We start from the raw sequence: 25,146 nt of genomic DNA, 5'->3' as shown, positions 1-25,146 counted from the left end.
GAAATAGTTTTTTACTCAGCTAACCCTTTGATTAATAGATAACCTCATTCCTGACTTTTCAGTACCACTGACGCCATTTGTCATCCTCTTGGAGTCGCTGGTTACGATAGAACAGGCGCAACCCGGCTCCAGATGGCAGACTGCCCCCACGTAGAAGCAGATCCACTTCCGTTTCACTGGCGTCAAACCCTCTGGACCGCAGTTCTGCGTCGAGCTGCAGCCGTTGGTGTTCCGTTATTTCCTGTTTGTACCCTTTCCGACGCTTCGGTTTGACCAGTCGCAGCCTCGCTGTCAGCTCGCGCACCTCCTTTTTGCTCATGTTTTCGAAGTCCGGCAGCTCTGCGGGTTCTTCGCTGCCCCGTAATTCGCCCCCTGTCTGGTACGTTTTATCAACAGGGGGACAGTTATTGCCACGAGTCCAAGGGGCGCAAGTGCCCTGGTCGGCTGTCGCCTCCTGAACGTCAACGGCCTTACGAATCATTTTCCACTTGATTGCGTGCGTGCAAATTCGCCCCTCAACAATCGGGGACCAGATGCCATAAATACGGATGCCGTGATCGCCGTAGGCACTCGGCTCGTCGTTAATCTCGTATACCGTCCTGACAAGATGATGCTTACGGGGAACCAACACGCCGCCCTGCTTCATGATGTAGGTGGCAAAGCACCCTGCATCCGCAGCAGCCAGCACAGCGTCCAGACGAGCATTTTCCAGAACCGGCGCACCTGCTTTTTTATCGCCCTGCTCTCTGTCAGCCTGGCCTGCCAACAGGCGCAGCTCACGATAAGCCTGGCGGCCCGGAATGCCGAAGAAACGGAACTGCTGCACGCGGTGCAGTGACGCCCAGGCGGTGACATGCTCTGCACTGTCCCGCAGTGACCTGCCCGTTTCCTTGCTGACTTCTTTAGCCAGGCCGCGCCCGTCTATGTTCTTGCTGATGTATTTGGCGATGTAGCTTGTCGGCGTGCCTTTGCGTGGGTTGATCAGCTCAGATTTAAAGCGCGGCCCGGTATTTTTGCCCAGCTCCTCGCGGTCTTCGCGGATAGCAAATTTACGCAGAAGCGCAGTGATGGAACGGCGGTCTTTTTTACGCATGAAGCAAAGCAGGTGCCAATGCACGGTGCCGTCATGGTGAGGCTCAGCAACGCGGACGCCATACCAGCGCAGCCCGGCTTTGTGCATGGCTTTACGGAATGCGGCGAACGTATCGACCAGATAATCACTGCTTTGCCGGACCGTTTCGCTGGTCCACTTCGGGTTTGGCCTGCCGTTGTTGAGGGTGGCATGGAAGCGGGACGGACAAGTTATGGTATAGAATACGGCGCAGTCGCTGCGCATTTCTGCGATTAACTCCAGCCCTTTGACGCAGGCCATCATTTCATTGCGGCGGTGTGCCGGGTTGCTGTTACTGGCGTTCACCACCTCTTCCATATCCAGCGTGTCGCCGTCGGCGTTTACCAGGTCATGCGACTTGAAAAACTCCAGTGATTTGCGGCGCTGTTCGCGCTTATGGATTACAGCTTCATAGCTGACATACTGGGAGGCTTTCTTGTTGACCAGGCAAACGGCACGCAGTTGCTCCTCTCGCCACTCGCAGCGCATCTGCCACAGCTTGCGATACCACCAATCTGTGCAGAGCATACGCGCCAGCGATCCCGGAATGAGGTCATAAGGCACAGGCTTGCGACGGCGGCGCTTTCGGCGCAGTTGCTCAAACGCAGGTGGGATCACATCCAGCCGCATTGCCTCAGCAGCCACATTTTCCCATGCCTGGCGGATTTCTTCGGGTTTCACGTCGTCCGTGACAAAAAGATCGCCGCAAGCCGCATCCAGACACATGCTCATGTGTGCCGCAACCAGCGTAGACAGACGCTTGACCTGTTCCTGGTTCATTTCGGGTAGAACCAACAGACCCTCCAACCCTTTATGGCTCGCCATAAACCGGAAAGAGACAGACACCTGACTCTCACGCACCCGTGCCAGGCGCTCAAGGCATGGCCTGATAGTTTCGCGCAAATAACGGGTATAAGCCTTTGCCCGGCCCAGGCCATGGAAGTATTTAATGCGTTCCAGCAATGGTTTGCTGATGTGGGACGGCTCCGCGCTTACGTCAGCGATAATCACCAGATCGGGATTAATACGCTGCTGCTCACGGGCCATCTTGGCCCGGCTGATGAGATTATCCTGCTCCATTTCACGCTGGACAGGATCGTGGAACTCATTGAAGAAATAATGCTCCCAAACCTCATCACTCAGCGCTTCACGACGCAGCTGCTCCTGCTCATTATCGACATCATACAGAGTGATCAGGTTTGAAAGTGCTGAACCCGGCGCTACTTCCGCCGGGTCAAGATATGGGTTTATGGCTTTTCTTGCGGCATTCCAAGGAAAAGCCACACCGTAGCAATCAGGCTTTGGCACGTGGCAAACCATGCTTTTTAAAGCGCTGATAGAAGGATACGGCATGTCCATACAAAGGCACAGGAGGAACCCATTCAGAAACAGCTATGATTTCGTCTGCAGATTTCCCCTCACCTGCCTCAATACCCATGCTGCGCTTAGCCGTGATACGGTGACGGGTGAAATTGTGATAAATGGAATTAATCAGCAAGGTATCGCTGTTTGATACAATAACCGGATGCCCTTCAGATGAGCGACGCTCCAGAATAGAAGCTAAGTGATACTGATCGCTCTCTGTAAATCCTGCAGTATGATAAGCCGTAAAAGTACCGTCATACGGTGGATCGCAGTAGACCACATCGCCCACCTGCAGCATTGCCAATGTTTCGTCATAGCTGGCGCAGATGAACGTGGCCCGGTGGCCCTTTTCCGCAAAAGTAAGAATTTCGGCGTGGGGGAAATATGGCTTTTTATAGTTGCCAAACGGAACATTAAATTGCCCGTTCAGGTTGTATCGACACAGCCCGCGATAACAGTGGCGATTCAAATACAAAAATAGAGCAGCACGCTCCAGCGCGGTCAGCGTCGTATCGGTATTGAATCGCAGACGGTTTTGATAATAGCTTTCAGCATTATTATCCTCTCTGAAAAATACCAGCGCACATGCGATTAATTCTTCAGTGTTCTGCGCAGCTCTCTGGTAAAGGTTGATTAAGTCGGCGTTAATATCAGCGACAAGATATTGAGGATAGTTTGTCGCCATCATTACAGCACACGAACCCGCGAATGGTTCAACCAGTCGAGAACCGGCAGGCAAATGCTTCATTAACTCAGGCATGACAGCGGTTTTATTACCCGCCCATTTCAGAATCGTGCTCATACAGCGCCTCCGTTGTAGTGCTTGCCTTTCAGTTCAGCGATTTCCTGACAGGTGATACAGCACTGCACGCCCGGAATAGCGCGGCGGCGAGCTGGCGGGATAGGTGCTTCGCAATCAATGCAGAGAACACGGGAAACGCCCGGCACTTTGGCGCGGGCGTTGTGGATATGGCGCTGGAGGTCTTCTTCAACGCGCTGCTGCACGAGGTCCATTGAATCGGCCATCAGTGGGTCTCCTGCGCTTCGTTCTGGATGGTTTCAGCAGCATTACGCAGCAGCTCTGCAGCTTCGGTGCCGTTGAGTTTGCCGCGGGTGATATGCACTGCCAGCTTTTCCAGATGAGCAGCAAATACATCAGCACGTCCCCGGCGTTCTTCCATGCGCGCCGCAGTCAACATTAAGTTAAGCCCGGCATCACCTGGTCCGGTTTTGGTGGTTAGGGTTTCAATATTTCGCATTGTTCTCTCCTGAATTTTGGCAAAAAGAGGTCCGGCGGGTTTACGCCATTAATTTCTGTTTTGGGTTAATTCGGCATGGTTAGCCGTTTGGGAAATAAGCTCACCACTGCACGAAAATGATTCATTGCTTTAATCAGCTCCCGCGTTTCGTCAGTGGTCAGCTCATTAATATTGACGCTATGACGTTCTGCCGGAATTTTTGCCATGAAGAAAATGGCAGCCAATGCCCTCGCATTCTGTTTATGATTTATGTCACGGGGATCGCGCATGTCATGAATAAATCTTTCCAGCTCGCGCTCAATATTCAGACCAAACACTTTTGCTCTAAGCTCCGCAATGTGGTTCAGCCCGTTCAGACGCTGACCGGTACTCAGTGGAACAGTCGCTGCAGGACCTTCAATAGCCATGGTTTCCCCTGTTGGATAGTGGACAGGTCGGCCAAAAGTGCATCCTGCGAGCGTCACGGATGCCAGCGTTTACCATCCTTCCCCATGATCCAGCCATGGCCGCAATGCATTGCCGGGCTTTGCTTTACGAGAAGCGACGCAAATGAGGGTTCATTATTCAGCATAAACTCCTCAACTAAGACCGAATGATGAACCAAAGCCCGTCACTGTATCGACGACACTTGCCATTGCCGGATTGGCCTGTAAACGCGCCTGCAGAGAAATCGCTGTAAGTGCCATCAGGCGGGTAACAGAATTGACGCTTTCGACAACCTGACGGCGCGTGGTCGCATTCATCTGAACGCCAGATACTGCGCTGGCGGCGACACGGCCGATCTCAGCGGTGGCTTTCAGTACGTATTGAGGCATTTTCTCCCGCGCCACTTCATTAGTTGGTACGCATGGCAGGCAGTGAATCTGCGCCAGAAACCCATCTACCAGTGTTGAGTCTTCGGTGAGATCGGTCAGCAGCCAGATTTCTGGTGCCGTGAGCTGGTGCGGTTGTTCCGGGTTGAGCTTATTTCGCAGAGTTTGAACGTTCATACCTGCTCGCTCTGCCAACTTCGCCATATTGTGACGTAGAGCGAAAGCTCGGCAGGCTTCATTGAAATGGGGATGTTTTGAAATGCGATAGTCAAACATAGTCAGTTGCTCCGTGAAGTCTCAAAATGGAACTAGTTGATAGTCACATTGCAATCAGAAAGGGCGTCGACAGTCATCGCAGCGATGTTAATCATCACTTTTTCACGCTTTTTGTCCTTGCGAAGGCGATGACGAAGCAACCGCCCATCTGCAAGCATGTCGTTGATGATATCGATAGATAACCCAGTGAGTTCACTATATCTTTCAATAGTGACGTGCGGGGTAATGAGAGTGATTGAAATGTTAGGTCTCATGATGCAACATTCCTCGTTTAGCAATGATTAATCAGGATGAATACTGATCGTTTGCATTTTGTGAACATAACAAGCATACGATCACATCATGAAATCGTCAAGGTAAAAGTTCACCTGGAGTGACCATGAATCTGGAAAAAGGCGGCCGTGGTGCTATAGAGCGTATGGTTGAGGCCTATGGCTTCAAGACAAGACAAGCTTTGTGCGACCATCTGGGCATATCCAAAAGCACCCTTGCAACACGCTATATGCGCGATTCATTCCCAGCGGAATGGGTGATTCAATGTGCTCTTGAAACTAATGTCTCTTTAAAGTGGCTTACTGATGGGCAAGGAATCAAAAATAGTTCACATAATGCAAACATCAGTCTATTGGAAAAGCAGGTTCTTATCGATGGTACACTTGAAATAGAAGGCTTTTACGCCTTTGACTCTGCGTTGCTGCCTGATTCTATCAAAGCCCCTATGCTGGTTTTAGATGAGGGTAAAACATACATCGTTGATAAGAGTTTCGATGAGGTAAGCGATGGTACTTGGCTTGTGAAGATTGAAGGAAAAATCAGTGTGCGTGAACTAATAAGGATACCTGTTGGGAAGGTAAGAGTTACAAGTTCCAATACGAATATAACTTTTGATTGCGCACTTGAGGAACTCAAGCCTGTAGCAAAATGTCATTATTATCTAATGACTGCTCTATGAATTTATTTGACCTGTAATGAATGGAGTTATTATGTCAAGAAGTTTTGCTATTTGGGGATGTAGAAACTATGCTGATGGCTCAGGAGATACTTATAATGAAACTAGATCAGACTTTATAAATGAGCTTCACATCAACTTTTGGAATATTACATCTCAAAAATTTTACTATTTGGATTTTGGGATATCATTTTCTCATCCTGAAACAAAAGAAATTGCTGAACATGGAGCTGTCTGTCTATTTTTACCATTTGTTAAAGATAAAAACAGCTTCACAGATTTAAGCACAAATTTAGAAAGTAGCAAAGAGCTTATAACTGCTGTTTTCAATGAGCACGTTATAAAAAAGGATTCAATAAATGAAAAGCATTTATTACTAAACTTAACGAGAAAAGGTGAACTTTTAGTCAATACAAAACTTGATTTTGAAGGCGGCGCGTTAGACAAAAGAATTACAATACAAAAAAGAAATGATGGAACATACATATTTTTCCACCTAAAACATTGCTTATCCAAATCCAATCAATGCAATCATTACATAAGATTCAGAATAAATCTAAATGCATCTGATGTTGAAAAAATCGTTAAAACATTTTACCCAAAAGATCTATTTTTAAAAAGCAACATTGAACGTTCTGACATTATAGATTTCAGAATAAACGAACAAAGAAACCTGCCAAATGAAGTCGCTACAACCCTGGCTAGCGCATCTTGCACCCCTAATAAATATCATTTCTTTGTTATACGAGATATGGTTGATGACTCATCCGCCTCAGGGTCGGCTTATCAAGGCTGCCGTATTTTAGAATCTGAAACATGGAAGAAATACTTTTCAAATGATGTTAGCTTTGGTGAAAACGACCCTATAATTTACCATTGGAAAGTTAAGAAGGATGAGGATTCACGACTAGGTGATTTCTCGGCGGTAGTTAAATTTAAAACTACCAGGTCAAAAATCAGTAAAATCTTTGCTTATATTTTTTATGCCGCAGCCATAACATATATAATGAAGTTTATCCCGGTAGATGGTGCACATAAAAATATTTATCTGCTTTGTACCCTTGCATTTATAGTAGCTTATATTGCTATTCACTTATTCACATTTAAAAATTTTGCCAAACTCATTGTATGGGTGAAAAAATGGAAAACTTAAAACACATTCAATTTAATGATATTAATTTTAATGATACCTTTTTTGATTCTTTAAAAAATGACTATCAGTATGGCTTCGTTGATTGGTTCAATAAAAAATGCAGTTCCAACGAAGAAAAAGCATATGTCTTGTATAACGACGATAATACTATTGATGGTTTTTTGTACTTAAAAATAGAGCATGGCATTATTGATGATGTAAACCCACCTCTCACTAATGCCAAGCACCTGAAGATTGGGACATTCAAATTTAATCCAAAGGGCACCCTACGAGGTCAAAGGTTTCTCAAAAAGATTTTTGATCATGCACTCAAAGAAAATGTTAATGATATTTACGTAACAGTGTTCGATAAGCACGATTATTTGATTAAGCTTTTCCAGCTGTATGGATTTATACGAGTGGCAAAAAAACAAACGGCAAATGGCTGCGAAAATGTTCTAGTCCGTGAGATGGATAAAGATAATCTTACGGGTGATCTATTGTCTGATTACCCATATATAAACAATAGGAATAATGAGAAAAAATACTTACTTTCGATCTACCCCGAATTTCATACACGACTCTTTCCAGATTCAATATTAGTTTCTGAATCACCTGATATAGTATCCGATGTATCATACGCAAATAGTATCAGAAAAATATACATTTGTGCGATGCATGATGCACAAAAAATGAAACGTCACGACATTGTAATTATTTATCGTACTGGAGATAAAAAGGGACCAGCTCGCTACAGATCTGTAGCGACTTCATTATGTGTTATTGAAAATATAAGAAATATTGATTCATTCGATGATGAAAAAGATTTCATTAATTATTGTTCAAAATATAGTGTATTCACTGAATTTGAACTAAAAAAATTTTACAGAACTAAACAATTTCCTTTTATCATAAGCTTCACATACAACTTAGCTTTGCCAAAAAGAATAACCCGTGATAGACTTATATCTAGCGCAGGATTAAATCCTCAACAATACTGGGGTGTCTTGGAATTAAACAATAATCAGTTTGATAACATCCTTAAACTTGGTGAAGTAGATGAAAGTATTATTGTCAATTAAACCTGAATATGTTGAAAAGATCCTTGATGGAACAAAGAAATTTGAGTTCAGAAAAGGAATCTTCAAAAACCCAGATGTTAAATCTGTGGTTATTTACTCAACTATGCCAGTAGGTATGATTGTTGCTGAGTTTGATATCGCTGATGTTATAGAAGATAAGCCAAGTACCGTATGGAAAAAAACCTGTCGTTACGCTGGCATTAGCAAACAGTTTTTTGATTCGTATTTTCACAGTAAAGAGAAAGCCTTTGCTATAAAAATTGGTGAGTTAAAAATTTACGATCAGCCCCGCCACCTTAGCTCATTAGGCGAAAACATCACAGCACCTCAATCTTATAGATACCTGTGATGTATGTTACTTAGAATAACATACGTTGACACTGTTTAGGTATACAGTAAAAATGCTCTCCAAAATGGAGGGCATTTTTTATGGCAGTACGAAAACTCGACACAGGAAAATGGATTTGCGAGTGCTACCCCGCTGGACGTTGTGGTCGTCGCGTGCGTAAGCAGTTTGCCACCAAAGGCGAAGCACTGGCTTTTGAGCGTCACAAGATGGAAGAGGCAGAGGCTAAGCCCTGGCTGGGTGAATCGGTTGACCGTCGGACTCTGAAAGACGTAGTTGAACTCTGGTTCAAGCTGCATGGTACAGCTCTGACTGCTGGCGAGCACGTTTATGACAAATTGATTCTGATTGTTGATGCCCTCGGAAATCCTCTCGCTACCGATCTCAGTTCCAAGTTGTTCGCGCACTATCGTGATAAACGCCTCACAGGCGAAATCTATTTCAGTGAGAAATGGAAGAAAGGAGCCAGCCCGGTAACCATCAACCTTGAGCAAAGCTATCTGAGCGGCGTTTTTAGCGAGCTGGCCCGGCTTGGTGAATGGACAGCACCGAATCCGCTGGAAAACATGCGCAAGTTTACCATTGCCGAAAAAGAAATGGCCTGGCTAACGCATGAGCAGATCACAGAACTACTATACGATTGCCAACGCCAAAGCATCCTGCTCGCTTTGGTCGTCAAAATCTGTTTAAGTACCGGAGCGCGCTGGCGCGAAGCGGTGAACCTCACCCGCTCCCAGGTCACAAAGTACCGAATCACGTTCGTCAGGACCAAAGGCAAAAAGAACCGAAGCATTCCGATCAGCAAAGAGCTTTACGAGGAAATCATTGCCCTGGACGGCTTCAAGTTCTTTACGGACTGCTACTTCCAGTTCTTGTCAGTTATGGATAAAACCTCCATCGTGCTTCCACGCGGACAGCTTACCCACGTTCTGCGCCATACGTTCGCAGCACACTTCATGATGTCTGGCGGCAACATACTTGCCCTACAGAAAATCCTCGGCCATCACGACATAAAAATGACCATGCGCTATGCTCATCTGGCCCCTGATCACCTTGAAACTGCCCTACGCTTCAACCCGTTAGCTACTCTGCCAAGTGGCGACAAAGTGGCGGCAGCGGTTGGCATTGCCCCATAATCACCACTCCTTACCACTAACCTAAATTATTGATTATCTTGCAAGTCCCTGTTTTCACTAACCCGTTTACATAAATGGGTTTTTTGTTGCCTGAAATTCCCCTCTTCAACATCCCGCCTTCCCTCTTTCCACCCAAACATATATGCTTAACCATATATATAACCAACCGCAGGAAAGCCGATGCTACATCCGGTCCAACTTTTCAAAGCCCTCTCCGACGAGACCCGCCTGTCCATCGTCATGCTTCTGCGCGAAGCCGGGGAACTGTGCGTCTGCGATCTCTGTTCCGCCACGGCTGAATCACAGCCCAAGGTATCGCGCCATATGGCGCTGCTGCGTGAATCCGGGCTGGTGAGCGATCGCCGGGAGGGGAAATGGGTTTATTACCGTTTGTCCCCCACTATGCCGGCATGGGCTGCCACCGTGATTGACAACAGCTGGAACTGTTTGCGGGAAGAGACCCGCACAAAGCTGAAAAACCGTCTTCCGGGCGCGTGTTAAAACATATTCATAAAAACAGATATAACGGAGTTCATGATGTTTCTGGCTGGGGCAATTTTTCTGTTTACACTGGTGCTGGTCATCTGGCAGCCCAGAGGGTTAAGTATCGGCTGGAGCGCCACGATAGGTGCTGTACTGGCGCTGGTCAGCGGCGTGATCCACATTAACGATATTCCGGTGGTGTGGAATATTGTCTGGAACGCGACGGCCACGTTTATCGCCGTCATCATCATCAGCCTGCTGCTTGATGAGTCCGGATTTTTCGAGTGGGCGGCGCTGCACGTGGCCCGCTGGGGTAATGGCAAGGGCCGGTTGCTGTTTACGTATATCGTTCTGCTGGGCGCGGCCGTTGCGGCGCTTTTTGCCAACGACGGCGCGGCGCTTATCCTCACGCCCATCGTTATCGCCATGCTGCTGGCCCTCGGGTTCAGCAAGCAGGCCACGCTGGCGTTTGTCATGGCGGCTGGATTTATCGCCGACACTGCCAGCCTGCCGCTGATCGTTTCGAACCTGGTCAATATCGTATCGGCAGACTTCTTCTCGCTGGGGTTCAGCGAATACGCCTCGGTGATGATCCCCGTGGATCTCGCCGCGATTGCGGCCACGCTGGTGATGCTGCACCTGTTCTTTCGAAAGGACATTCCACCGACATACGACCTGTCAAAACTCCGCGAGCCTTCCCGCGCGATCAACGATCTTCCAACCTTCAGAACGGGCTGGATTGTTCTGTTACTGCTCCTTGTCGGGTTCTTTATACTTGAACCGCTCGGCATTCCGGTCAGTGCTATCGCGACAGCAGGCGCGTTGATTTTGTTTGCCGTTGCAAAGCGCGGGCATGCCATTAATACGGGAAAAGTGCTTCGTGGCGCACCGTGGCAGATCGTTATCTTCTCGCTGGGGATGTATCTGGTGGTGTATGGCCTGCGCAATGCCGGGCTGACGGAGTATCTGTCAGGGGTACTCAATCTCCTTGCCGGGCATGGCCTGTGGGCCACCACGCTCGGTACCGGGTTCATCACGGCGTTCCTGTCATCCATAATGAACAATATGCCGACCGTCCTGATTGGGGCACTCTCTGTCGATGGCAGCTCGGCATCGGGTGTGATTAAGGACGCGATGATTTATGCCAACGTGATTGGCTGCGACCTGGGTCCGAAGATCACGCCTATCGGCAGCCTGGCCACCCTGCTCTGGCTCCATGTCCTGGCGCAGAAAAACATGATGATCACCTGGGGCTATTATTTCCGGACAGGCATCATCATGACGTTGCCGGTTCTGTTTGTGACGCTCGCCGCGCTGGCGTTACGTCTCTCCTTCACACTGTAATGAGTAACGGATATGAGCCATATCACCATTTACCACAATCCAGCCTGCGGCACCTCGCGCAACACGCTGGAGATGATCCGCAACAGCGGCACTGAACCCGAAATTATTCTGTACCTTGAGAACCCACCGTCACGTGATGAACTGACCAGACTGATTGCTGAGATGGGGATTTCCGTGCGGGATTTGCTGCGCAAAAATGTCGAACCTTATGAACAGCTGGGCCTCGCCGGGGACCGGTTTACCGACGACCAGCTTATCGATTCTATGCTGCAGCATCCGATCCTGATTAACCGTCCGATCGTGGTGACGCCGCTGGGCACTCGCCTGTGCCGCCCTTCCGAAGTCGTACTCGATATCCTGCCTGATGCACAGAAAGGAGCGTTTACGAAAGAAGATGGCGAAGCGGTGGTGGACGCCAGCGGAAAAAAAATCTCCGGCAGCTAATTCGCTGATAGTGATGCCGTAAGTCTTGTGAGCCACATACCCTGCCCCGTGGCGGAGTTGCATCCGCCGTCACCCGACCCATAATTTGATGGACCGGTCTGGTGAGGGAATGCAGGTATGAGTCTCAAAAATAAAACCGCCGTTATCTTTGGTGGCAGCGGCGCTATTGGCAGCGCCGCTGCGTACGCGCTCGCCCGTGAAGGGGCAACGGTCAACCTCGCGGCTCGCGATCAGGCCAGGCTGGAGCACGTCGCTAACCGCATTCACGCCGCTGGCGGGTCAGCCCGGCTGTTTGTTTTCGATGCTCTCGATGCCGACGCGACGCTCCCGGACGTTACCGGCATTGATATCGTCGTGAATGCCACGGGTTTTATGCATGACCAGGGTAAACGCCTCGACGCATTAACGCTCAGTGAATTCAGACAGGGGTTCGACCCTTTTCTGGCCGCCTGTTTCAACATCGCCAAAGCTGTCGCACCCCGTATGGGCGGTGAGCGTGCCGGAACGTTTATCACCGTCGTTGCTCCGGCTGCAAATATGGCGATGCCGGGACATCTCGGGCATATCGTCGGCTGTGCGGGGACGGAAGCGTTAACCCGTGCGCTCGCGGCGGAGCTGGGGGCAAAGAATATTCGCGTCCTGTGCGTGCGTTCGCATGCGATAGCCGACGCGGTTCAGGCCGGTTCCGGTGTGGGTGACCTGTTCGCCATCAAGGCGCAGGCGATGGGCATCACCGTGGAGCAGTTTCTGGAGGGCGCGGCACAGAGCACGATGCTGAATCGCCTGCCGACGCTGGAGCAGGTGGCAGACACCATCGCGTTTCTGGCGTCAGATGCAGCCGGTGCCATCACGGGCACAACGGTAAACATGACGGCCGGCGCGACCACAATCTAACGTCCGCTCTCGCCCGCTATCCTGCCGACCATCGCCCGGATCTCCTCCCGGGTGAGCGGGGCTCTGTCGGTCACAAAGTGCAGCGTCATCCCTTCGATAAAGGCATCCAGCGCGCGGGTGGTCACCGGGTCGAACCACTGCTCAAGCGTGGTCTGGCTCATCTTCATCCAGTCCTGCATTACCGTTTTGAGCGCCGCACTGCGGTGCATAAAGGCATAGAGCTGGTACATCAGCGCCATATTCTGCGGCGTCGTGACCTGCGAACTGTGGATCAGCGTGGTGATGGATTCGCACGCCATTTCTGGCCCGGTCACGCCGGCGAAGAAATCCCGATACTGCTGCGACATCTGCCGGGTAAACCACGTAAAGGCCTCTTCCAGCAGCGACTCCATACCGTCAAAATAGTAGGTCATCGACCCCAGCGGCACGCCCGCGCAGGTGGCGATTTTTCGGTGCGTCACGGCATGAATACCGTGCTCTGCAATGGTGTCCAGGGTCGCCTGCAGGATCTTCTCCCGGCGTTGAGGATCGTTCGGTGCTCTGCTCATAAATTCCCCACGTGGTTTGTGTACAAATGTACACAAACTTGCTAGTGTTGTCGCTATTGTTGTACTTCCGGTGCTGACTTCAATGACTCTGACCTCCCCCCGTAGAACCCTGCAGCTGCGCATGTGGGCGCTGTTTATGTTCTTCTTTATTCCCGGTCTGCTGATGGCCTCATGGGCTACGCGAACCCCTGCCATTCGCGATATTTTATCCGTCTCAACGGCCGAGATGGGCATCGTGCTGTTTGGCCTGTCGATAGGCTCCATGAGCGGTATTCTGTGCTCCGCGTGGCTTGTCAAACGCTTCGGTACACGGGCGGTCATCCGCACCACCATGTGCTGTGCCGTGTTCGGGATGCTGGTGCTGAGCGTGGCGCTGTGGCTTGCCTCGCCGGTGCTGTTTGCCCTTGGGCTGACGGTGTTTGGCGGCAGCTTCGGTGCCGCTGAAGTGGCCATTAACGTTGAAGGGGCATCGGTTGAACGTGAGATGAATAAAACCGTACTGCCGATGATGCATGGCTTTTACAGCCTTGGCACGCTGGCCGGTGCGGGTGTGGGGATGGCGCTGACGGCCTCGGGCGTCGCCGCGAACCTGCATATTCTGCTGGCCGCACTGGTATGTATTATCCCCATTCTGACCGGTATCCGGGCGATCCCTGACGGCACCGGCAAGAACACCTCTGACGAACACGCCACCGCGGAAAAAGGGCTGCCGTTTTACCGCGACATTCAGCTGATGCTGATCGGCGTGGTGGTGCTGGCGATGGCCTTTGCGGAAGGGTCCGCTAACGACTGGCTGCCGCTGCTGATGGTTGACGGCCACGGTTTTAGTCCAACCTCCGGCTCCCTGATCTACGCCGGTTTCACCCTCGGGATGACCGTTGGGCGCTTTACCGGCGGCTGGTTTATTGACCGCTACAGCCGCGTGGCGGTGGTGCGTGCCAGCGCCCTGCTGGGCGGGCTGGGGATTGCGATGATCATCTTTGTGGACGTGGACTGGATTGCCGGCGTGTCGGTGATCCTCTGGGGGCTGGGGGCATCGCTTGGCTTCCCGCTCACCATTTCAGCCGCCAGCGACACTGGTCCGGATGCACCGACCCGCGTCAGCGTGGTGGCCACCACGGGCTACCTCGCCTTCCTGGTGGGGCCACCGTTGCTTGGCTTCCTCGGTGAGCACTACGGGCTGCGCAGCGCCATGCTGGTGGTGTTAGGGTTAGTGATCATCGCAGCGCTGGTAGCGCGCGCGGTCGCGAAGCCGGAAACGGAACAAACGACACTGGAGAAGGGATATGAGCGTTAAACTGATCGCCGTCGACATGGATGGCACATTTCTGAGCGATGCCAAAACCTATAACCGCCCGCGTTTTCTGGCGCAATATGCACGAATGAAAGCGCAAGGCATTCGCTTTGCGGTTGCCAGCGGCAACCAGTACTACCAGCTGATTTCCTTTTTCCCGGAGATTGCCCATGAAATTGCGTTTGTCGCGGAAAATGGCGGCTGGGTGGTTAGCGCCGGGGAAGATGTCTTTAACGGTGAACTGTCGAAGACGCACTTCGACACCGTTGCCGCCGTGTTAAACGATGTGCCGGGCATTGAGATTATCGCCTGCGGAAAAAGCAGCGCCTATACGCTGAAGCACTATGACGACGGCTTTAAGGATATCGCGGCAAAGTACTACCACCGTCTCGAAATGGTGAGTGATTTCAGCAACCTGAACGATATTTTCTTCAAATTTGGGCTTAACGTCTCTGACGACGACATCCCGCGTATTCAGGCGATGCTGCACGAAAAGCTGAATGACATTATGGTGCCCGTCACGACCGGCCACGGCAGTATCGACCTCATCATCCCCGGGGTGCATAAAGCCAACGGTCTGCGAATACTGCAAAAGCGCTGGGGCATCGACGACAGCGAAGTGGTGGCTTTTGGCGATAGCGGGAATGACGTAGAAATGTTGCGCCAGTCAGGGTTCAGCTTTGCGATGGCAAACGCCAGGCCGCATATTAAGGCGGTGGCGCGCTTTGAAGCCCCGCACAATAACGACGAAGGCGTGCTGGATATAATTGATAAGGTGTTGAACGGCGAAGCGCCGTTTCATTGACGCCACCATGGCCCTCTCCCGCCGGGAGAGGGAAAACAGCTTACGGCTGTAAAGCATTCCCGACGCGTTTATCCTTCAGGAACACCACGATAAGCCCAACCCACAGCACGCCGTTAGCCAGATTAAACAGGCTGAACAGACCGTTGCCGCCAAATGCGTAGGCGTGTTTGCTCACCTCGATACCGACGGTGAAAATCAGCATTTGCAACATGCCCATCGCCGCTGACACCGTGCCTTTGCTCATCTCGCTGGCAAACAGGGTCAGGCGCACCAGTCCGGCATTCGCCACACCGATACCGAACGCGTAAACGCTTAATCCTGCGGTCATCCACAAATACGCATGGGACGACACCACTGTCGCGACCGCCGCCAGAACCAGCCCGGCAGCGATGGGCCAGCCGCCCATAATGATCAAGGCACGCACCGTACGACGGGATGTGAGACGCGCCAGCACCAGGTTACCGATAATCAGCGCGCCAAAAATCGGCACCTGCAGCAGGCCATACTCATAGCTGCTGAGCTGCTCGCCGCTGATGATAATGACCGGCGACTGGGCAATCCACGCCAGCAGAGGCAGGCTAACAAACCCCGTCGCCAGCGCGCCCGCCACAAAGCGGCCGTTCTTCAGCACTTCTTTGTAATCCCGGCCCAGCTCTTTTAGCGACAGTTTCTCACCCAGACGGGTAGCGGTTTCCGGCATCGCGCGGTGCAGGCCAAAGAAAGCGACGGCGGCCAGCACGGAAAACAGCACGAACATCCCTTCCCACGGCGCAACGTGTACCCAGGCAGCGCCCACCAGCGGCCCCAGCAGGGGCGCGATCAGCGCCACGTTCGCCATCAGCGCGGTAATCTTGATACACACCGCTTCCTCAAACGACTCCTGGATGGCGGCATACCCGACGGCACCGATAAAGCAGAGGCTCACCCCCTGCAGGAAGCGCAGCAGGGTAAATTGCTCAATATTTTGCGCCAGCAGCGTGGCGAGGCAGGTCACGATAAACCACACCACGCCCGTCAGCATCACCGGACGACGGCCAATACGATCCGACAGCGGCCCTAACAGCCACTGCAAAAACATGCCGCCAACCAGATAGGCAGTCATGGAGGTCGGTACCCATTCGATCCCTGCGTTGTACTGTTCGACAACGGCCAGCATGCCGGGCTGGATCATATCGTTGCCGATGTAAGTAGAGAATTCGTAGAGCACCAGACATAAGGGGAAAAGCAACGCCTGACGACCCAGACGTGAACCAGAAGAAGAACGGTTTAACATGCAATCTCTTTATCGTGACAAAATCGCGACGAGTGTAATGAAATGCCCTGGCCCGAGATAGTGATTTATCCAGAAGAAACAGAAATAAAGCACATATCGTCTTTGTTTAAGGTTTCCTTAAGTTGACAGATTTATGATAGCCCCATTTCTCGTCAACGACTCCGGATTATGGCACCCACTTCCAGCCGTTCAGAATTGTCTAACTTACAGACAAATAAGACAAAACGACTTTACCGTCTACCACCCCGCTTTTATGGTTATCAGCTTTTAATACTGATAGCCCTTGCCGTGCTGTTTACCTGGCTATCCCGCGATGAAACGCTCGACAGGTGGATCACCGGTTTATGGTATGACGCGGCAGCACACCGTTTTCCACTGCAGCAAGACCACCTGCTGGACCTGCTGAACCATCGACTGGCGAAGTACATCGCCATCGCCGCAGGTGCTGTTGCGCTCATTTATGGCGCGTTCAGGCGCAATGCGAGACTGGTCACGGCCGCGCTGCTAATGGGGCTTGGCGCGCTGGTGGTTGGCGTACTGAAAAGCATAAGCCATCACAGCTGCCCGTGGGATCTGGTGGAGTATGGCGGTAAGGCCGTTTCTTATCCGCTGTTCAGTGCCGCTCCCGCTGACAGCGGTCCGGGGCGCTGTTTCCCCGGCGGTCATGCCTCCAGCGGCTTTATGGTGATGGGACTGTTCTTTGCCTTCTGGCGCGAGCGTCCACGTCTTGCCTGGTGCTTCGTCGTGCTGGGCGTCGTTTTAGGTCTGGCGATGGGTTACGGCCAGGTCATGCGCGGGGCACATTTTTTCTCTCACAACCTGTGGGCTGGGTGGTGGGTCTGGTTTTCCCAGTTGGTGGTCTACGGTCTGGTCTCCACCTGGTTTGCTAAAGAGTGACAACGCTATGTTAGAGAATTTGAATTACCAGCTGTTTTATCTCATCAACGCCACTCCGGCCTCGCCAGAGTGGATGATTGATTTCGCCACCTTCCTGGCAAAAGATCTGATCAGTATCGTGCCGGTGCTGGCGGCGATCCTCTGGCTGTGGGGGCCGAGAAGCCAGGTGAAAGCGCAGCGCCAGCTGGTAATTAAGATGGCGATGGCCCTCGGGATCAGCGTGCTGGTCAGCTACATTCTGGGCCTGACGTTCCCGCACGACCGCCCCTTCGTCGACCACGCGGGGTATACGTTCCTGCACCATGCCCCGGATGACTCGTTCCCAAGCGATCACGGGACGGTTATCTTTACTTTCGCGTTGGCCTTCCTGTTCTGGCATCGTCTGTGGTCGGGTGCGGTGCTGATGGTGGTGGCCGGGGCTATCGCTTGGTCTCGCGTTTATCTCGGCGTCCACTGGCCGATGGATATGGTGGGGGGGTTGCTGGTCGGTCTCATCGGCTGCGTCAGCGCAGCGCTCCTGTGGAATCTCTTCGGTGAAGCGCTCTACCGCGGCCTGTCTTATCTGTATCGCACCCTTTTTGCTATCCCGATCCGCAAAGGCTGGGTACGTGACTAACCCCAGTCTGACAGGTTACACTTGAACCCCCGCCCTGCGGGGGTTCACTTTTTTATCCCGAGGAACTATGGAAACACGTCGCGATGACCGCATTGCTCAGCTGATACAGGCGCTGAAGCGCAGTGATAAGCTTCATCTTAAGGAAGCCGCCAGTCTCCTCGGGGTCTCTGAGATGACCATTCGCCGGGATCTGAACAGCGAGAGCGCGCCTGTTGTGCTGCTGGGCGGGTACATTGTGCTTGAACCGCGTAGCGCCAGCCATTATCTAATCAGCGACCAAAAGACGCGCCTGGTGGAAGAGAAACGCAAAGCCGCCCGGCTTGCGGCCTCGCTGGTGCAACCGCATCAGACGCTGTTTTTTGACTGCGGCACCACCACGCCGTGGATAATCGAAGCGATCGACAGCAGCATCCCGTTTACAGCGGTGTGTTACTCGCTGAATACCTTTCTGGCACTGCAGGAGAAACCCGAGTGCCGGGTGATCCTCTGTGGCGGTGAGTTTCACGCCAGCAACGCCATCTTTAAGCCGCTGAATCTGCAGGATACGCTCAGCAACGTATGTCCGGATATCGCGTTTTATTCCGCAGCAGGAGTCACTGTCCGTCAGGGAGCAACCTGCTTTAACCTGGAAGAGTTGCCGGTCAAGCACTGGGCATTAAGCGCCGCGCAGTACCATGTGCTGGTGGTCGATCACAGCAAGTTTGGCAAGGTTCGTCCGGCAAGAATGGGGGAGTTATCGCGCTTTGACGCCATCGTCAGCGATTGCCGTCCGGATGAAGAGACCGTGGCCTACGCGAAAGCGCAGCAGGTGAAGTTGATGTACTGAGTCAGGTGCAGAGGTCATGCCGGGTGGCGCGATGCCACCCGGCAATGGAGGCTTAACTGAACCAGCTGCCAAACCATCCGTGGAATTTCATCATGACGAAGTCCCACATCCGGCTAAAGAAACCGCCCTCTTCTACCGCTTCCATCACAATCAGCGGACGCTGTTCAATCGATTTGCCATTCAGCTGGAAATCAATCGTCCCGACCACCTGGCCTTTTTTCAGCGGCGCGGTGAGCTGGCTGTCGGTCAGGGTGTAGCTGGCTTTCAGGTTTTTCAGCTGACCACGAGGAATGGTCACCGACCCGCCTTCACCCGCCCCCAGGTTCACTTCACTCTTGTCACCAAACCAGACGCGCTGGCTGATGAACGTGGCATCCGGTTTAATTGGCGTGACGGTTTCATAGAAGCGGAAACCCCAGGTCAGCAATTTTTCTGATTCATTAAAACGAATGCGGTCGGTTTTGGTGCCCAGCACGACCGAGATCAGGCGCATATCACCCTGAGTTGCGGAAGCGACCAGGTTATAACCCGCGCCGGCCGTGGTGCCGGTCTTCATACCGTCGACGTTGACGTTACTGCTCCACAGCAGACGGTTACGGTTCGGCTGGCGGATTTTGTTGAAGGTAAACTCTTTTTCTTTGTGGATGGCATATTCATCCGGCACGTCGTGGATCAACGCTTTGCCTAACAGCGCCATGTCGCGCGCGGTACTGAACTGACCCGGCGCATCCAGGCCGTGCACGGTTTTAAAGGTGGTATTGGTCAGGCCCAGTTTTTGCGCGTAGCCGTTCATCAGGCCAATAAAGGAGTCCTGGCTGCCCGCAACGTAATCGGCCAGCGCAATACAGGCATCGTTACCGGACTGGATAATGACCCCTTTATTCAAATCAGACACTGACACCTGATCGCCGGGTTTGAGGAACATCACCGATGACCCACGCAGCGCCGGGTTGCCGGTCGCCCAGGCGTCCTTCCCGATGGTGACCATATCGTCAAGCTTGATTTTGCCCGCTTTCAGCGCCTGACCCACCACATAGCTGGTCATGATTTTCGTCAGGCTTGCCGGGTCAAGTTTCTCATCCGCATTGCCTTCCGCCAGCACTTTACCACTGGAATAATCCATCAGGATCCAGGCGCGCGCATCCACAGGCGGCGCTTCGGGCGCAGCCTGTTCCGCTGCGTAGAGAGTTGGTACAAACAGGAAAAGGAGCGCAGAGCCTGCCGCCAGGCTGCGCAGAGAAGTCATTTTTCGCGTCATAAATGCCACCCGAGTGTCCATTCAAAAATTACGTCACATCACCGTGTCGCAAGAAGCGATGAGTAATAGCGCACTAAAACGGTTAAAGAAACCTAACCAAGGTAAAGTTATTAAAGTTTATGCAATAACATTCAGATACGCTTTGATTCAGGCGATTTTTTTGTCTTCTGTTGCGTAATTGTTAGGTTTATCTCACCATGGCAAATCGCTGGCGTTGATTCACATCTCAGGTTGTTTGACTATTTCGGGAGTTTCTATGATTACGCTGTGGGGCAGGAACAATTCAACCAACGTTAAGAAAGTCCTCTGGACGCTGGAGGAGCTGGATTTACCGTTTAAGCAGGTGATGGCAGGGTTGCAGTTTGGGGTAAATAAAGATGCCGACTATCTGGCCATGAACCCAAACGGTCTGGTGCCCTTGCTGCGCGACGAAGAGACCGATGTGACGCTGTGGGAGTCCAACACCATCGTGCGTTACCTCGCGGCACAGTATGGTCAGAGCCGCCTGTGGGTGGACAGTCCGGCCCAACGCGCTCAGGGTGAAAAGTGGATGGACTGGGCAAACCAGACGCTCTCCCCCGCACACCGTGTGATCCTGATGGGGCTTGTCAGAACCCCCGAAGCTGACCGCGACTATCCTGCCATTCATGCAGCCCAGGACACCTGTGAAAACCTGTTTGCGATGATGGACGACGAACTGGCGAAGCATCCGTGGTTCTCAGGCGAACGCTTCGGCGTAGGCGATATTGCCGTTGCGCCCTTCATCTGGAACCTGACCAACATTGACGTTACCTGGACGCCGCGCCCGCACCTTGCGCGCTGGCTGAAGCAACTGAGCGAGCGCCCGGCATACCGTCACGTGGTGATGATCCCGGTGACGTGATTACGATCCGGACGGGCTGACTTTCAACAGTTGCCCGTCCGTCTCATCGGTCAGGACATACAGATACCCATCCGGCCCCACCCGCACATCGCGAATGCGCTGGTCTCTGTCACCTAAAATTCGCCCCTTCTCGGTAACCGTGTTGCCCTCCACGTTCAGCACGATAACGTCTTTCTCCTTCAGCGCCCCGACAAACAGCGTGTTTTTCCACTGCGGGAATACGTCACTGTTGTAAAACGCCATCCCGCTCACGGCGGGGGACACTTTCCAGACAAACAGCGGCTTTTCCGTTCCCTCGACGTGCTCGCCCTGGGCTTCCGGGATCTTCAGGCCGCTGTAGTTGATACCGTGCGTCGCCAGCGGCCAGCCGTAATTTTTGCCTTTCTCCGGGATATTGATTTCATCCCCGCCGCGCGGACCGTGCTCGTTAAGCCATAGCGTGTCGCTCCAGGGGTTCATCGCCATCCCCTGCGGATTACGAATGCCGTAAGACCAGATTTCGGGCCGTGCGCCGGGAGTGTTCACAAACGGATTATCGGCAGGCACTTTGCCGTCCTCCGTTAGGCGCACAACTTTGCCCTGCAGTTTATCCAGATCCTGCGCCGTCGGACGCTGGTTGTTCTCGCCCAGACCAATAAACAGATGGCCTTTGCCGTCGAAGACCAGTCGGCCACCGAAATGGTTACCGGTGGACAGTTTCGGCATCTGACGGAAGACCACCTGGAAACCTTCAATTCGGGAGAGATCATCGCTTAAGCGGCCATAGCCAACCGCCGTTCCCGCTTTGCCGTCATTCCCCGCCTCGGCATAGCTCAGCCAGACGCGGCGCGATTTTTCAAAATCCGGGGCGAGTGCCACGTCCAGCAATCCGCCCTGGCCGTTAGCCCAGACCTTGGGTACGCCGACGATCGGGTCGGAAAGCCCTTTTCCGGCCTGCCAGTGCTTTAACTGGCCTCCCTTAAGGGTCACCAGCAGCCCTTTATTGTCCGGCAGGAACGCCATCGACCAGGGATGATCGAGCCGGTTTTGCACAACGTCGACTTTTACCGCGTCAGGGGCGGCGAGGAGAGAAATCGGGAAAAATAACGCAGGCAGGAAAATCAGCGAAGATCGATGCATAACGCGCTCCTTTATCGGTTTATGGCATAAAGGTTAGCCACTGGGTCCGGGCACGTTATCACTTTTACAAAAGCTTAATCAGAAGGGGGAGTTGCCTCCCCCGGTGTCAGTGTTGTTCAAGCGTCTCGTGCTTGTTCAGACACATGATGCATAGAGAGAGCGTGGTCAGGCAGTTTTCAAGCTTCTCCGCGTTAACAGCGATAAAATTCGGGCAGTCGTGGCGTCCGTTCATCAAACATACCCCTGCAATGGAGAGCACCTCGGCGGCGCGGCGCAGCGCAACGAGTTCGCTTTCGGCGTATTCCGCTTTCAGGACGGGTGCTTTTTCACGCATGAAGTTGCAAAGTTCAAAGAGATTATCACGCAGATGTTCGCTTTCGCTGACTGACATATACCCTTTTGCCTTCCTCAACTGCAGGTACGCGGCAAGGTCGATTCGGGCATTGATCAGCTTGTTAAGCAGATCGCGTTTCAGTCTGTCAACGGACATGCTCTTTCCTCCTCTGTCAGCCATTGTGCACATTCAGAATAAGGTTATTTTTTGTACAGTTTAATGCCTGAGATCAATAATTCTTAACTGATTAACATTATTTACAATGTTACAACCTTCTCGCCGGTCATCCGCCTCGCAAAGAGTGTATAAATCCCCCGCGGAACGCTGTAAAATCCCGCCCTGATAACTCCATAATTGATGAATTTTTAACCTATGAGCAATGTTACGCACCAGCCTAAAATCGGCTTCGTCTCCCTGGGCTGCCCAAAAAACCTGGTGGATTCTGAACGCATCCTGACCGAACTGCGCACCGAGGGCTATGACGTGGTGCCAAGCTACGACAACGCCGACATGGTGATCGTTAACACCTGCGGGTTTATCGACAGCGCGGTTCAGGAGTCACTGGAAGCCATCGGTGAAGCCCTGACGGAAAACGGCAAAGTGATTGTGACCGGCTGTCTGGGCGCGAAAGTGGACCAGATCCGCGAAGTGCACCCGAAAGTGCTGGAGATCACCGGCCCGCACAGCTACGAGCAGGTACTGGAGCATGTTCATCACTATGTCCCTAAACCTAAGCACAATCCGTTCCTGAGCCTGGTGCCAGAACAGGGCGTGAAGCTGACCCCGCGTCACTATGCGTACCTGAAAATTTCCGAAGGCTGCAACCATCGCTGCACCTTCTGCATTATCCCGTCCATGCGTGGCGATTTGGTCAGCCGTCCGATTGGTGAAGTGCTGGCAGAAGCCAAACGTCTGGCAGACGCAGGCGTTAAAGAGCTGCTGGTCATTTCTCAGGATACCTCGGCCTATGGCGTCGACGTGAAGCATCGCTCTGGTTTCCACAACGGTGAGCCGGTGAAAACCAGCATGGTTGGCCTGTGCGAACAGCTTGCCAAACTGGGTATCTGGACACGTCTGCATTACGTCTACCCGTATCCGCACGTTGACGATGTCATCCCGCTGATGGCAGAAGGGAAAATTCTTCCGTATCTGGATATCCCGCTGCAGCACGCCAGCCCGCGTATTCTGAAGCTGATGAAGCGTCCTGGCTCCGTCGATCGCCAGCTGGCGCGCATCAAACAGTGGCGTGAAATCTGCCCGGACCTGACCCTGCGTTCCACCTTCATCGTGGGCTTCCCGGGTGAAACCGAAGAAGATTTCCAGATGCTGCTCGACTTCCTGAAAGAAGCACGTCTGGACCGCGTAGGCTGCTTCAAATACAGCCCGGTCGAAGGCGCGACCGCCAACGAACTGGCGGATCAGGTTCCGGAAGAGGTGAAAGAAGAGCGCTGGAACCGCTTCATGCAGCTGCAACAGCAGATCTCTGCTGAACGTCTGCAGGAAAAAGTGGGCCGCGAAATTCTGGTCATCATCGATGACGTGGACGAAGAAGGCGCAATTGGCCGCAGCATGGCGGACGCCCCTGAAATCGACGGCGCGGTCTACCTGAACGGCGAAACCAGCGTTAAGCCGGGCGATATTGTCCGTGTGAAAGTTGAAAACGCCGACGAGTATGATTTGTGGGGAAGCCGGGTTTAACGGCGTTTACCCTTCCCTTCACCCTCTCCCGCCGGGAGAGGGTTTCCATCCTACCCCTTAATCCTCGGATCCAGCGCGTCGCGTAACCCGTCACCCAGCAGGTTAAACGCCAGCACGGTCAGGAAAATGGCCAGGCTCGGGAAGATGGCCACGTGCGGTGCAATGACCATGTCCGCTCTTGCTTCATTCAGCATCGCGCCCCACTCCGGTGTAGGCGGTTGGGCACCCAGCCCCAGAAACGACAGGCTGGCCGCCGAGATAATCGACACGCCGATACGCATGGTAAAATAGACCACGATAGACGATACCGTTCCCGGCAGAATATGGCTGAACAGGATAGTGGCATCGCTGGCCCCCATGCTGCGCGCAGACTCAATAAAGGTTTGCTGTTTGAGCACCAGCGTGTTGCCTCGTACCAGACGCGCAAACGCCGGTATTGAGAAGACCGCAACCGCAATAATGACGTTAGCCATACCGCTGCCCATTATCGCCACCACCGCAATCGCCAGCAGAATGCCCGGGAAGGCAAACAACACGTCGCAGATACGCATGATGATGCGGTCCCACCAGCCTTCGTAATATCCGGCGACCAGACCCAGCACGGTGCCGATTGCCGCGCCAATCAGTACCGCAAAAACCCCGGCGGCGAGAGAGATCTGCGCCCCCACCAGCACGCGGCTGAAGATGTCGCGCCCAAGCGAGTCCACGCCGAACCAGTGCAGCATCGACGGTCCATCATTGAGACGGTCGTAATCAAAATAGTTTTCCGCATCAAACGGTGCTACCCACGGCGCAATGACCGCCACCACAATCAGCAGCAGGACAAACAGCCCCGCCGTCATGGCGACCGGCTGACGGCGAAAACGCCGCCAGAATTCAGACCATGGCGTGCGGATATGGTCCGGCTTTAGCCCCGGCATAGCGTTTAACATGGCCTGACGACGCCAGTTCAACAATCGCAT

General features: G+C 52.6%; 29 protein-coding genes and 1 pseudogene. 16 read left to right on the top strand and 14 right to left on the bottom strand.

What is annotated here, in order from left to right; genetic code table 11:
• Nucleotides 1-58: 58 nt before the first annotated feature.
• The 8 genes and pseudogenes from AC2FAP_RS01820 to AC2FAP_RS01785 all read right to left on the bottom strand — a co-directional run bounded on the left by AC2FAP_RS01820 (nucleotide 59) and on the right by AC2FAP_RS01785 (nucleotide 5,077).
• On the bottom strand, nucleotides 59-2,419 hold the full coding sequence (locus AC2FAP_RS01820) for a replication endonuclease (RefSeq protein WP_449541382.1): 2,361 nt from the start codon (nucleotides 2,417-2,419) through the stop codon (nucleotides 59-61).
• The gene (locus tag AC2FAP_RS01815) at nucleotides 2,406-3,278 is read right to left on the bottom strand and encodes a DNA adenine methylase (RefSeq protein ID WP_194513501.1); all 873 of its coding nucleotides are present in this window, start codon (nucleotides 3,276-3,278) and stop codon (nucleotides 2,406-2,408) included. Before AC2FAP_RS01815 ends, AC2FAP_RS01820 begins: the two co-directional genes overlap by 14 nt.
• A complete protein-coding gene (locus tag AC2FAP_RS01810) occupies nucleotides 3,275-3,502 on the bottom strand; it encodes a TraR/DksA family transcriptional regulator (protein WP_194513499.1) in 228 nt (75 codons plus the stop codon). Before AC2FAP_RS01810 ends, AC2FAP_RS01815 begins: the two co-directional genes overlap by 4 nt.
• Entirely contained in the window at nucleotides 3,502-3,735 is a 234-nt protein-coding gene (locus AC2FAP_RS01805) for a DUF2732 family protein (protein ID WP_449541383.1), read from the bottom strand. Before AC2FAP_RS01805 ends, AC2FAP_RS01810 begins: the two co-directional genes overlap by 1 nt.
• Before the next feature lie 65 nt (nucleotides 3,736-3,800).
• A complete protein-coding gene (locus AC2FAP_RS01800; RefSeq protein ID WP_449541384.1) occupies nucleotides 3,801-4,142 on the bottom strand; it encodes a DUF5347 domain-containing protein in 342 nt (113 codons plus the stop codon).
• Nucleotides 4,106-4,306, bottom strand: a pseudogene (locus AC2FAP_RS01795) (phage filamentation protein Fil family protein). Before AC2FAP_RS01795 ends, AC2FAP_RS01800 begins: the two are co-directional and overlap by 37 nt.
• A gap of 7 nt (nucleotides 4,307-4,313) precedes the next feature.
• Nucleotides 4,314-4,823 carry a phage regulatory CII family protein gene (locus tag AC2FAP_RS01790; protein ID WP_449541385.1) on the bottom strand — a complete coding sequence of 170 codons (510 nt, stop codon included), beginning with the start codon at nucleotides 4,821-4,823 and terminating at the stop codon, nucleotides 4,314-4,316.
• A 32-nt stretch (nucleotides 4,824-4,855) separates the two neighbouring features.
• Nucleotides 4,856-5,077 (bottom strand): regulator, encoded by a 222-nt coding sequence (locus tag AC2FAP_RS01785; RefSeq protein WP_449541386.1) that lies wholly within the window; start codon nucleotides 5,075-5,077, stop codon nucleotides 4,856-4,858.
• A 125-nt stretch (nucleotides 5,078-5,202) separates the two neighbouring features.
• On the opposite strand from AC2FAP_RS01785, the gene AC2FAP_RS01780 reads away from it, so the two are divergent.
• The 9 genes from AC2FAP_RS01780 (at nucleotide 5,203) to AC2FAP_RS01740 (ending at nucleotide 12,633) form a co-directional block, all read left to right on the top strand.
• A complete protein-coding gene (locus AC2FAP_RS01780; RefSeq protein ID WP_449541387.1) occupies nucleotides 5,203-5,775 on the top strand; it encodes a phage repressor protein CI in 573 nt (190 codons plus the stop codon).
• Nucleotides 5,776-5,806: 31 nt separating this feature from the next.
• Nucleotides 5,807-6,925, top strand: a complete 1,119-nt coding sequence (locus tag AC2FAP_RS01775; RefSeq protein ID WP_449541388.1) for a hypothetical protein — start codon at nucleotides 5,807-5,809, stop codon at nucleotides 6,923-6,925.
• Nucleotides 6,913-7,986, top strand: coding sequence for an N-acetyltransferase (locus AC2FAP_RS01770; protein WP_449541389.1), 1,074 nt, complete (start codon nucleotides 6,913-6,915; stop codon nucleotides 7,984-7,986). Before AC2FAP_RS01775 ends, AC2FAP_RS01770 begins: the two co-directional genes overlap by 13 nt.
• On the top strand, nucleotides 7,964-8,335 hold the full coding sequence (locus AC2FAP_RS01765; RefSeq protein WP_039029588.1) for an ASCH domain-containing protein: 372 nt from the start codon (nucleotides 7,964-7,966) through the stop codon (nucleotides 8,333-8,335). The genes AC2FAP_RS01770 and AC2FAP_RS01765 overlap by 23 nt, the downstream gene beginning before the upstream one ends.
• An 80-nt stretch (nucleotides 8,336-8,415) precedes the next feature.
• Nucleotides 8,416-9,468: a phage integrase gene (locus AC2FAP_RS01760; protein WP_449541390.1), complete on the top strand. Its 1,053-nt coding sequence runs from the start codon at nucleotides 8,416-8,418 to the stop codon at nucleotides 9,466-9,468.
• 180 nt (nucleotides 9,469-9,648) lie between these two features.
• The gene (locus AC2FAP_RS01755; RefSeq protein WP_032677759.1) at nucleotides 9,649-9,969 is read left to right on the top strand and encodes a metalloregulator ArsR/SmtB family transcription factor; all 321 of its coding nucleotides are present in this window, start codon (nucleotides 9,649-9,651) and stop codon (nucleotides 9,967-9,969) included.
• A 36-nt stretch (nucleotides 9,970-10,005) separates the two neighbouring features.
• Nucleotides 10,006-11,295, top strand: coding sequence for an arsenic transporter (locus tag AC2FAP_RS01750; protein WP_449541431.1), 1,290 nt, complete (start codon nucleotides 10,006-10,008; stop codon nucleotides 11,293-11,295).
• A gap of 12 nt (nucleotides 11,296-11,307) precedes the next feature.
• A complete protein-coding gene (gene arsC, locus AC2FAP_RS01745; RefSeq protein ID WP_025204600.1) occupies nucleotides 11,308-11,739 on the top strand; it encodes a glutaredoxin-dependent arsenate reductase in 432 nt (143 codons plus the stop codon).
• 117 nt (nucleotides 11,740-11,856) lie between these two features.
• Nucleotides 11,857-12,633: an SDR family NAD(P)-dependent oxidoreductase gene (locus tag AC2FAP_RS01740; protein ID WP_449541391.1), complete on the top strand. Its 777-nt coding sequence runs from the start codon at nucleotides 11,857-11,859 to the stop codon at nucleotides 12,631-12,633.
• Here the strand turns inward: AC2FAP_RS01740 and AC2FAP_RS01735 are convergent.
• Nucleotides 12,630-13,181 (bottom strand): TetR/AcrR family transcriptional regulator, encoded by a 552-nt coding sequence (locus AC2FAP_RS01735; protein ID WP_020884879.1) that lies wholly within the window; start codon nucleotides 13,179-13,181, stop codon nucleotides 12,630-12,632. The genes AC2FAP_RS01740 and AC2FAP_RS01735 overlap by 4 nt on opposite strands.
• Nucleotides 13,182-13,263: 82 nt before the next feature.
• On the opposite strand from AC2FAP_RS01735, the gene AC2FAP_RS01730 reads away from it, so the two are divergent.
• Nucleotides 13,264-14,478: an MFS transporter gene (locus tag AC2FAP_RS01730; RefSeq protein WP_032677755.1), complete on the top strand. Its 1,215-nt coding sequence runs from the start codon at nucleotides 13,264-13,266 to the stop codon at nucleotides 14,476-14,478.
• Complete coding sequence (locus AC2FAP_RS01725; RefSeq protein ID WP_040017012.1) at nucleotides 14,468-15,280, top strand: Cof-type HAD-IIB family hydrolase; 813 nt, start codon at nucleotides 14,468-14,470, stop codon at nucleotides 15,278-15,280. Before AC2FAP_RS01730 ends, AC2FAP_RS01725 begins: the two co-directional genes overlap by 11 nt.
• A 40-nt stretch (nucleotides 15,281-15,320) precedes the next feature.
• Here the strand turns inward: AC2FAP_RS01725 and AC2FAP_RS01720 are convergent, their stop codons facing one another.
• Complete coding sequence (locus AC2FAP_RS01720) at nucleotides 15,321-16,553, bottom strand: MFS transporter (RefSeq protein ID WP_449541392.1); 1,233 nt, start codon at nucleotides 16,551-16,553, stop codon at nucleotides 15,321-15,323.
• Between the two features lie 168 nt (nucleotides 16,554-16,721).
• Between AC2FAP_RS01720 and AC2FAP_RS01715 the strand changes: the two genes are divergently transcribed.
• The 3 genes from AC2FAP_RS01715 to deoR all read left to right on the top strand — a co-directional run bounded on the left by AC2FAP_RS01715 (nucleotide 16,722) and on the right by deoR (nucleotide 18,892).
• Entirely contained in the window at nucleotides 16,722-17,450 is a 729-nt protein-coding gene (locus AC2FAP_RS01715; protein WP_014169294.1) for a phosphatase PAP2 family protein, read from the top strand.
• Between the two features lie 7 nt (nucleotides 17,451-17,457).
• Entirely contained in the window at nucleotides 17,458-18,066 is a 609-nt protein-coding gene (gene ybjG, locus AC2FAP_RS01710; RefSeq protein WP_041162514.1) for an undecaprenyl-diphosphate phosphatase, read from the top strand.
• A gap of 67 nt (nucleotides 18,067-18,133) precedes the next feature.
• Complete coding sequence (deoR, locus tag AC2FAP_RS01705) at nucleotides 18,134-18,892, top strand: DNA-binding transcriptional repressor DeoR (RefSeq protein ID WP_014169292.1); 759 nt, start codon at nucleotides 18,134-18,136, stop codon at nucleotides 18,890-18,892.
• A gap of 52 nt (nucleotides 18,893-18,944) precedes the next feature.
• Here the strand turns inward: deoR and dacC are convergent, their stop codons facing one another.
• Nucleotides 18,945-20,150, bottom strand: coding sequence for a serine-type D-Ala-D-Ala carboxypeptidase (dacC, locus tag AC2FAP_RS01700; protein ID WP_020884884.1), 1,206 nt, complete (start codon nucleotides 20,148-20,150; stop codon nucleotides 18,945-18,947).
• 256 nt (nucleotides 20,151-20,406) lie between these two features.
• On the opposite strand from dacC, the gene AC2FAP_RS01695 reads away from it, so the two are divergent.
• Complete coding sequence (locus AC2FAP_RS01695) at nucleotides 20,407-21,033, top strand: glutathione S-transferase family protein (protein ID WP_047742396.1); 627 nt, start codon at nucleotides 20,407-20,409, stop codon at nucleotides 21,031-21,033.
• On the opposite strand, the gene AC2FAP_RS01690 is transcribed toward AC2FAP_RS01695, so the two are convergent.
• A complete protein-coding gene (locus AC2FAP_RS01690; RefSeq protein ID WP_252069718.1) occupies nucleotides 21,034-22,152 on the bottom strand; it encodes a PQQ-dependent sugar dehydrogenase in 1,119 nt (372 codons plus the stop codon).
• 106 nt (nucleotides 22,153-22,258) lie between these two features.
• A complete protein-coding gene (bssR, locus tag AC2FAP_RS01685) occupies nucleotides 22,259-22,642 on the bottom strand; it encodes a biofilm formation regulator BssR (RefSeq protein ID WP_020884887.1) in 384 nt (127 codons plus the stop codon).
• 216 nt (nucleotides 22,643-22,858) lie between these two features.
• Here bssR and rimO point away from each other — a divergent pair, with 216 nt between their 5' ends.
• Nucleotides 22,859-24,184, top strand: coding sequence for a 30S ribosomal protein S12 methylthiotransferase RimO (gene rimO / locus AC2FAP_RS01680; protein WP_410387076.1), 1,326 nt, complete (start codon nucleotides 22,859-22,861; stop codon nucleotides 24,182-24,184).
• Nucleotides 24,185-24,234: 50 nt separating this feature from the next.
• Here rimO and gsiD read toward each other — a convergent pair whose 3' ends face one another.
• Nucleotides 24,235-25,146, bottom strand: coding sequence for a glutathione ABC transporter permease GsiD (gene gsiD / locus AC2FAP_RS01675; protein WP_020884888.1), 912 nt, complete (start codon nucleotides 25,144-25,146; stop codon nucleotides 24,235-24,237).

Source organism: Enterobacter cloacae complex sp. 394I7 (genome assembly GCF_057320345.1).
Note: the sequence above shows the minus strand (reverse complement) of the source record. Positions and strands in the feature narration are given on the sequence as shown.

Bases quoted from the DNA above. Each gene is read 5' to 3' on its own strand.
- AC2FAP_RS01815 (WP_194513501.1), bottom strand. From the start codon at position 3,278: ATGAGCACGATTCTGAAATGGGCGGGTAATAAAACCGCTGTCATGCCT.
- AC2FAP_RS01810 (WP_194513499.1), bottom strand. From the start codon at position 3,502: ATGGCCGATTCAATGGACCTCGTGCAGCAGCGCGTTGAAGAAGACCTC.
- AC2FAP_RS01805 (WP_449541383.1), bottom strand. From the start codon at position 3,735: ATGCGAAATATTGAAACCCTAACCACCAAAACCGGACCAGGTGATGCC.
- AC2FAP_RS01800 (WP_449541384.1), bottom strand. From the start codon at position 4,142: ATGGCTATTGAAGGTCCTGCAGCGACTGTTCCACTGAGTACCGGTCAG.
- AC2FAP_RS01790 (WP_449541385.1), bottom strand. From the start codon at position 4,823: ATGTTTGACTATCGCATTTCAAAACATCCCCATTTCAATGAAGCCTGC.
- AC2FAP_RS01785 (WP_449541386.1), bottom strand. From the start codon at position 5,077: ATGAGACCTAACATTTCAATCACTCTCATTACCCCGCACGTCACTATT.
- AC2FAP_RS01780 (WP_449541387.1), top strand. From the start codon at position 5,203: ATGAATCTGGAAAAAGGCGGCCGTGGTGCTATAGAGCGTATGGTTGAG.
- AC2FAP_RS01775 (WP_449541388.1), top strand. From the start codon at position 5,807: ATGTCAAGAAGTTTTGCTATTTGGGGATGTAGAAACTATGCTGATGGC.
- AC2FAP_RS01770 (WP_449541389.1), top strand. From the start codon at position 6,913: ATGGAAAACTTAAAACACATTCAATTTAATGATATTAATTTTAATGAT.
- AC2FAP_RS01765 (WP_039029588.1), top strand. From the start codon at position 7,964: ATGAAAGTATTATTGTCAATTAAACCTGAATATGTTGAAAAGATCCTT.
- AC2FAP_RS01760 (WP_449541390.1), top strand. From the start codon at position 8,416: ATGGCAGTACGAAAACTCGACACAGGAAAATGGATTTGCGAGTGCTAC.
- AC2FAP_RS01755 (WP_032677759.1), top strand. From the start codon at position 9,649: ATGCTACATCCGGTCCAACTTTTCAAAGCCCTCTCCGACGAGACCCGC.
- AC2FAP_RS01750 (WP_449541431.1), top strand. From the start codon at position 10,006: ATGTTTCTGGCTGGGGCAATTTTTCTGTTTACACTGGTGCTGGTCATC.
- arsC (WP_025204600.1), top strand. From the start codon at position 11,308: ATGAGCCATATCACCATTTACCACAATCCAGCCTGCGGCACCTCGCGC.
- AC2FAP_RS01740 (WP_449541391.1), top strand. From the start codon at position 11,857: ATGAGTCTCAAAAATAAAACCGCCGTTATCTTTGGTGGCAGCGGCGCT.
- AC2FAP_RS01735 (WP_020884879.1), bottom strand. From the start codon at position 13,181: ATGAGCAGAGCACCGAACGATCCTCAACGCCGGGAGAAGATCCTGCAG.
- AC2FAP_RS01730 (WP_032677755.1), top strand. From the start codon at position 13,264: ATGACTCTGACCTCCCCCCGTAGAACCCTGCAGCTGCGCATGTGGGCG.
- AC2FAP_RS01725 (WP_040017012.1), top strand. From the start codon at position 14,468: ATGAGCGTTAAACTGATCGCCGTCGACATGGATGGCACATTTCTGAGC.
- AC2FAP_RS01720 (WP_449541392.1), bottom strand. From the start codon at position 16,553: ATGTTAAACCGTTCTTCTTCTGGTTCACGTCTGGGTCGTCAGGCGTTG.
- AC2FAP_RS01715 (WP_014169294.1), top strand. From the start codon at position 16,722: ATGGCACCCACTTCCAGCCGTTCAGAATTGTCTAACTTACAGACAAAT.
- ybjG (WP_041162514.1), top strand. From the start codon at position 17,458: ATGTTAGAGAATTTGAATTACCAGCTGTTTTATCTCATCAACGCCACT.
- deoR (WP_014169292.1), top strand. From the start codon at position 18,134: ATGGAAACACGTCGCGATGACCGCATTGCTCAGCTGATACAGGCGCTG.
- dacC (WP_020884884.1), bottom strand. From the start codon at position 20,150: ATGACGCGAAAAATGACTTCTCTGCGCAGCCTGGCGGCAGGCTCTGCG.
- AC2FAP_RS01695 (WP_047742396.1), top strand. From the start codon at position 20,407: ATGATTACGCTGTGGGGCAGGAACAATTCAACCAACGTTAAGAAAGTC.
- AC2FAP_RS01690 (WP_252069718.1), bottom strand. From the start codon at position 22,152: ATGCATCGATCTTCGCTGATTTTCCTGCCTGCGTTATTTTTCCCGATT.
- bssR (WP_020884887.1), bottom strand. From the start codon at position 22,642: ATGTCCGTTGACAGACTGAAACGCGATCTGCTTAACAAGCTGATCAAT.
- rimO (WP_410387076.1), top strand. From the start codon at position 22,859: ATGAGCAATGTTACGCACCAGCCTAAAATCGGCTTCGTCTCCCTGGGC.
- gsiD (WP_020884888.1), bottom strand. From the start codon at position 25,146: ATGCGATTGTTGAACTGGCGTCGTCAGGCCATGTTAAACGCTATGCCG.